Origin of the sequence: Micromonospora sp. RV43 (genome assembly GCF_001029515.1) — a bacterium.
In the GTDB taxonomy this organism is placed as follows: Bacteria; Actinomycetota; Actinomycetes; order Mycobacteriales; family Micromonosporaceae; genus Micromonospora; species Micromonospora aurantiaca.
Window position 1 is genome coordinate 1 of sequence record NZ_LEKG01000284.1, and the last position, 5,709, is coordinate 5,709.

At 73.2% G+C, this 5,709-nt stretch carries 6 protein-coding genes; 4 read left to right on the forward strand and 2 right to left on the reverse strand.

The genetic code is table 11. The annotated features are described in order from the left end of the window. Positions 1 to 2: 2 nt before the first annotated feature. Together ABD52_RS40420 and ABD52_RS35920 are read right to left on the reverse strand one after the other, a co-directional pair. Positions 3 to 158, reverse strand: a complete 156-nt coding sequence (locus ABD52_RS40420; protein ID WP_200905290.1) for a hypothetical protein — start codon at positions 156 to 158, stop codon at positions 3 to 5. Beyond that, complete coding sequence (locus tag ABD52_RS35920; protein WP_047894674.1) at positions 155 to 1,513, reverse strand: 3-oxoacyl-ACP reductase; 1,359 nt, start codon at positions 1,511 to 1,513, stop codon at positions 155 to 157. Before ABD52_RS35920 ends, ABD52_RS40420 begins: the two co-directional genes overlap by 4 nt. 55 nt (positions 1,514 to 1,568) lie before the next feature. On the opposite strand from ABD52_RS35920, the gene ABD52_RS35925 reads away from it, so the two are divergent. From ABD52_RS35925 to purB, 4 genes are all read left to right on the forward strand, one after another. Further along, complete coding sequence (locus tag ABD52_RS35925) at positions 1,569 to 2,861, forward strand: acetyl-CoA C-acetyltransferase (RefSeq protein ID WP_047894675.1); 1,293 nt, start codon at positions 1,569 to 1,571, stop codon at positions 2,859 to 2,861. 93 nt (positions 2,862 to 2,954) lie between these two features. Then, entirely contained in the window at positions 2,955 to 3,470 is a 516-nt protein-coding gene (locus ABD52_RS35930) for a SigE family RNA polymerase sigma factor (protein WP_013283415.1), read from the forward strand. Continuing rightward, positions 3,467 to 4,213 (forward strand): hypothetical protein, encoded by a 747-nt coding sequence (locus ABD52_RS35935; RefSeq protein ID WP_047894676.1) that lies wholly within the window; start codon positions 3,467 to 3,469, stop codon positions 4,211 to 4,213. The genes ABD52_RS35930 and ABD52_RS35935 overlap by 4 nt, the downstream gene beginning before the upstream one ends. 88 nt (positions 4,214 to 4,301) lie before the next feature. Beyond that, the coding region (gene purB / locus ABD52_RS35940) for an adenylosuccinate lyase (protein WP_047894677.1) at positions 4,302 to 5,709 on the forward strand (1,408 nt) is incomplete at its 3' end.

Here is a 5,709-nt window from a genome sequence, read left to right on the forward strand (position 1 = left end):
TCTTATCGCAAGGGCCGCGACGAGCGGCCGCGCTCGCCGACTCCGGCGACCTCGCCCGGATCGGCGGCGGCTCGGGCTGCGGTCAGGTCCCGGGTGGGGCCCTCGATCAGGTCGTGCAGGGTCAGGTCGTCGTCCTCGTGGTCACGGGGTGCCATCACGCCCCCAGCAGGCTCTGGCCGCAGACCCGGACCACGTTGCCGCTCACCGCGCCGGTCGCCGGCCAGGAGAGCCAGCCGATCGTCTCGGCCACGTCCACCGGCAGGCCGCCCTGGGCCATGCTGTTCATCCGGCGTCCCGCCTCGCGGATCGTCAGCGGGATGCGCGCGGTCAGCCGGGTCTCGATGAAGCCCGGCGCCACGGCGTTCAGGCTGATCCCGCGCCCGCGCAGCACCGGGGAGAGCGAGTCGACCAGGCCGATCACGCCGGCCTTGCTCGTCGCGTAGTTGGTCTGCCCCCGGTTGCCGGCGATCCCGGCGATCGACGAGACCGACACGATCCGGCCGCCGGCCGGGATCAGGTCGCGTTCCAGCAGTACGTCGTTGATCCGCTCCTGGCTGGACAGGTTCACGTCGATCACCGAGTCCCACCGGTCGGCGTCCATCCGGCCCAGCGTCTTGTCACGGGTGATGCCCGCGTTGTGCACCACCACGTCGACCCGGCCGTGCCGGGACGCCAGATGCTCCGCCAGCCGCGTCGGCGCATCAGGCGCGGTCAGGTCGAGCTGCACCGCGCTGCCGCCGATGTCGTTCGCGACAGCGGCCAGCTCGTCCCCGGCCGCCGGGATGTCCAGCGCCACCACCTGGGCGCCGTCGCGGGCCAGCACCTTCGCCAGCGCCGCGCCGATGCCCCGGGCCGCGCCGGTCACCAGCACCACCTGCCCGGAAAGCGGCCGGTCCCAGTCGGCCGGCGCCACGGCGGTGCCGGTGCCGACGCGGACGACCTGGCCCGAGACGTACGCGGACCGGCCGGAGAGCAGGAACCGGAGCGTGGACTCCAGGCTCACCGGGGTGCCGGCGTCACCCTCGCGTGTCACGTAGACGAGCTGGGCGGTCACGCCCCGGCCGAACTCCTTGCCGATGCTGCGGGTCAGGCCCTCCAGTGCGCGCTGGGCGGTAGCCTCCCGAGGGGAGCCGCACTCGGCCGGCGGGGTGCCCAGCACGATCACCCGGCCGCTGGGCAGCAGCGAGCGGGCCTGCGGGTGGAAGAAGTCGTAGAGCTGGCGCAGCCCGGCGGAGTCGGTGATGCCGCTGGCGTCGTACACCAGGGCCGCGAAGCGGCGGTCGGCGTCGTGGGCGGCGACCGGGTCGGCCAGCTCGACCCCGGCGGCGGTCAGGATCTTGCCGGCCGGCTCGGCGATCCGGCCGCCGGCCGAGGAGCCGAGCAGGACCGGCCCGGGAACGAGCGGGTCGCCCGGCGTGTGCCGGCGCAGTCGGGGCGGGTCGGGCAGCCCGAGGCGCTTGACCAGCGCGCGACCGGCCCCCGTCTGGACGAAGCTCGCGTACCTGTCGGTCATAGGCGTAGCCTACTGGCGAGTAGGGTTCGGGCAACAGTTTCGAGGGAGGCCGATCGTGCAGAGTGTCCGGCGGGTCGCGGTCATCGGGGGCAACCGCATCCCCTTCGCCCGGTCCAACTCGCGCTACGCGCACGCGTCGAACGCGGACATGCTCGGTGCGGCGCTCGACGGGCTGATCGCCCGGTTCGGGCTGGCCGGCGAGCGGGTCGGCGAGATGGTGGCCGGCGCGGTGCTCAAGCACTCCCGCGACTTCAACCTCACCCGTGAGGTGGTGCTCGGCTCCCGGCTCGACCCGCACACCCCCGCGTACGACATCCAGCAGGCCTGCGGAACCGGGCTGGAAGCGGCCATCCTGGTCGCCAACAAGATCGCCCTCGGGCAGATCGAGGTCGGCATCGCCGGCGGCGTCGACACCACCTCGGACGCGCCGCTCGCCGTCAACGAGGACATGCGGCGCACCCTGATCCAGCTCAACTCGGCCCGTACGCTCGGCGAACGGCTCAAGATCGCGGCGAAGCTGCGCCCGCACCAGCCGTTCAAGCCGGAGATCCCGCGCAACGCCGAGCCGCGTACCGGGCTGTCGATGGGTGAGCACGCGGCCCGCACCGCGCTGCGCTGGAACGTCGACCGGGCCGCGCAGGACGAACTCGCGCTGCGCTCGCACCAGCGGCTCGCGGCCGCGTACGACAAGGGGTTCTTCGACGACCTGATGACCCCCTACCTCGGGCTGACCCGCGACCAGAACCTGCGCCCGGACACCAGCCTGGAGAAGCTCGGCTCGCTCAAGCCGGTCTTCGGCGCCTCCGGCGCGGACGCCGAGCGGGCCACCATGACCGCCGGCAACTCCTCGCCGCTCACCGACGGCGCGTCGACTGTGCTGCTCGCCTCCGAGGAGTGGGCCAAGGCGCACAACCTGCCGGTGCTGGCCTGGTTCTCCTGGTCGGAGGCCGCCGCCGTCGACTTCGTGCACGGCGACGAGGGCCTGCTGATGGCCCCCGCGTACGCGGTGCCCCGGATGCTGGCCCGGGCCGGGCTGAGCCTCCAGGACTTCGACTTCTACGAGATCCACGAGGCGTTCGCCTCCCAGGTGCTGGCCACCCTCGCCGCCTGGGAGTCGCCGGAGTTCTGCAAGGAGCGCCTCGGCCTGGACGCCCCGCTCGGCTCGATCGACCGGGACAAGCTCAACGTCAACGGCTCGTCGCTGGCGGCCGGACACCCGTTCGCCGCCACCGGTGGCCGGATCGTCGCGACGCTGGCCAAGCTGCTGGATCAGAAGGGGAGCGGGCGCGGCCTGATCTCCATCTGCGCGGCCGGCGGGCAGGGCGTGACAGCGATCCTGGAGCGCTGACGAGGACGCCCGCCCGGTTCTGCGCCGGGCGGGCAACCCGCGTGCCGGCTCGTTCCGTCCCCTGGGCATGAGGCGAGCGAGGGGTGGCACTTCGTGACCGGGCGCGACGAGGAGTTCCGCGACTACGTGACCGCCCGGCTGGAGCCGCTGCGCCGGACGGCGTACCTGCTCTGCCGGGACTGGCACACGGCGGACGACCTGGTGTCGATCACGTTGAGCAAGCTCTACCGCAACTGGCGGCGGGCGCTCGGCGCGGACAACCTCGACGCGTACGTCCGGGGGATGCTCACCAACGCGTGGCTGGACGAGCGGCGCCGGCCGTGGCGGCGGGAGCGCAGCACCGACGAGGTGCCGGACCGGGCCGACCTGGCAGCCGGGGAGCCGTCGGTCGGTGAGCGGGAGATGCTGCTGGAGCTGCTGGGCCGGCTCGCGCCGCGCCGACGGGCGGTGGTGGTGCTCCGCTTCTACTGCGACCTGTCGGTCGAGGAGACCGCGCAGATCCTGGGCGTCAGCACCGGAACCGTGAAGAGTCAGGCCGCCCGTGCGCTGGAGACGCTGCGGCTGCTCGCCTCGCACCATTCGGCAGCGGAGAGCGGGAGGCAGAGATGACGTACCGGCAGATCTTCGACGAGGCGATCGGCGATGCGCCGCCGACGACGGTGGACGTGGACGCCCTGGTGGCGCGGGAGGGCCGGCGTCGGCGGCGAACGGTGGGGGCGTACGCCTCGGCGACCGCGGTGCTGGCACTGGCGCTCGGCGTCGGCGTGGTCGTGCAGCCGGGAGCGTCCGGTGGTCCGGCGCCCGCCCACTCGGCCGCGTCCGCCGCCGCACGGACCGAGCCGGAGCGCCTGCGCGCGGCGATGCTCGCCGCGTTCCACCGGGAGGCACCGGACCTGCGGTGGGTGCAGGGCGCGTCGACCGGGGACCGCGAGACCTGGGACGGCCCGGTCACCGACGAGCCGCCGTGGTCGGTGCAGCGGTTGCAGTGGGAGTCCGCGACCGGCTGGTTGGCTGTGGGTGTCGCCGCTCGGGGCGAGGTCCGGTCGTACCTGAACATCAACGTGGGCCGGGTACGCCCCGGCCACACGTCGGGCCCGGACCGGTGCCGCCCCGGCGAGGTCACGTGCCGGTCCTTCACCGGCCCCGGGGGCGAGCTGGTGGTGGCGCACGACGCGGAGGGCAGGAACGTGGCGGGGCCGGTGACCAAGCGCACGGTCCTGCGTACCGTGACCGTCAAGCGGGCCGACGGCGCGTTCGTGTCGGTGCAGACGGTCTCGTCCACCGACCGGCACCTGATGACAGTCGAGGAGATGGCAGCGGTCGCGCTGGACCCGGAGATCCGGCTGGGCTGACGGTGTGTCCCGGTCCGGCCCGCCCACAGGCCGGACCGGGTACCGGCGTCGCCGGGACCGGCCCGGGCCTCATGAAAGACTGAGGTACGTGACGACGATCCCGAACGTGCTCGCCAACCGGTACGCCTCGCCCGAACTGGTCGCCCTCTGGTCACCGGAGGAGAAGGTCCGGATGGAGCGCCGGCTCTGGCTGGCGGTGCTCAAGGCCCAGCGTGATCTCGGCGTGCCGGTGCCGGACGGGGTGGTCGAGGCGTACGAGCGCGTGGTCGACCAGGTCGACCTGGCCTCGATCGCGGCGCGGGAGCGGGTCACCCGGCACGACGTGAAGGCCCGGATCGAGGAGTTCAGCGCGCTCGCCGGGCACGAGCACGTGCACAAGGGGATGACCTCCCGCGACCTCACCGAGAACGTCGAGCAGCTCCAGATCCGGGCCTCGCTGGAGCTGATCCGGGACCGGGTGGTCGCCACGCTGGCCCGGCTGGGCTGGCACGCGGGGGAGTACTCGGCCCTGGTGATGACCGGCCGGTCGCACAACGTCGCCGCGCAGGCCACCACGCTCGGCAAGCGCTTCGCGTCGGCGGCTGAGGAGCTGCTCATCGCGTACGAGCGGCTGGAGGATCTGATCGGCCGCTACCCGCTGCGCGGGATCAAGGGGCCGGTGGGCACCGCCGCCGACCAGCTCGACCTGTTCGACGGCGACGCCGCCAAGGTGGCCGAGCTGGAGCAGCGGGTGGCCGGGCACCTGGGCTTCCGCCGGGTGCTGGACAGCGTCGGCCAGGTCTACCCGCGCTCGCTGGACTTCGACGTGCTCTCCGCGCTGGCCCAGGTGGCCGCCGCGCCGTCGTCGCTCGCCACCACGATCCGGCTCATGGTGGGCCAGGAGCTGGTCACCGAGGGCTTCAAGCCGGGCCAGGTCGGCTCCAGCGCGATGCCGCACAAGATGAACACGCGCTCGTCGGAGCGGGTGAACGGCTTCGCGGTGATCATCCGGGGCTACCTGTCGATGGTCGGCGAGCTGGCCGGCGACCAGTGGAACGAGGGTGACGTCTCCTGCTCGGTGGTGCGCCGGGTAGCGCTGCCCGATGCGTTCTTCGCCGCCGACGGGCTGTTCCAGGCGTTCCTCACCGTGCTGGACGAGTTCGGCCCGTACCCGGCGGTGATCAACCGGGAGCTGGAGCGCTTCCTGCCGTTCCTCGCCACCACGAAGATCCTGGTGGCGGCCGTGCGCCGGGGTGTGGGCCGGGAGGTCGCGCACGAGGTGATCAAGGAGCACGCCGTCGCCGTGGCGCTGGCGATGCGGGAGAAGGGCGCGGCCGAGAACGACCTGTTCGACCGCCTGGCCGCCGACGGCCGGCTGGGCCTGACCCGGGCCGAGATCGACACGCTGGTGGCCGACCGCAACGCCTTCGTAGGCGCCGCCACCGACCAGGTCGCCCGCGTGACCGCAAGAATCACCAGGGTCGTGGAGTCCCACCCCCAGGCGGCGGCCTACTCCC

Bases quoted from the DNA above. Each gene is read 5' to 3' on its own strand.
- ABD52_RS35920 (WP_047894674.1), bottom strand. From the start codon at position 1,513: ATGACCGACAGGTACGCGAGCTTCGTCCAGACGGGGGCCGGTCGCGCG.
- ABD52_RS35935 (WP_047894676.1), top strand. From the start codon at position 3,467: ATGACGTACCGGCAGATCTTCGACGAGGCGATCGGCGATGCGCCGCCG.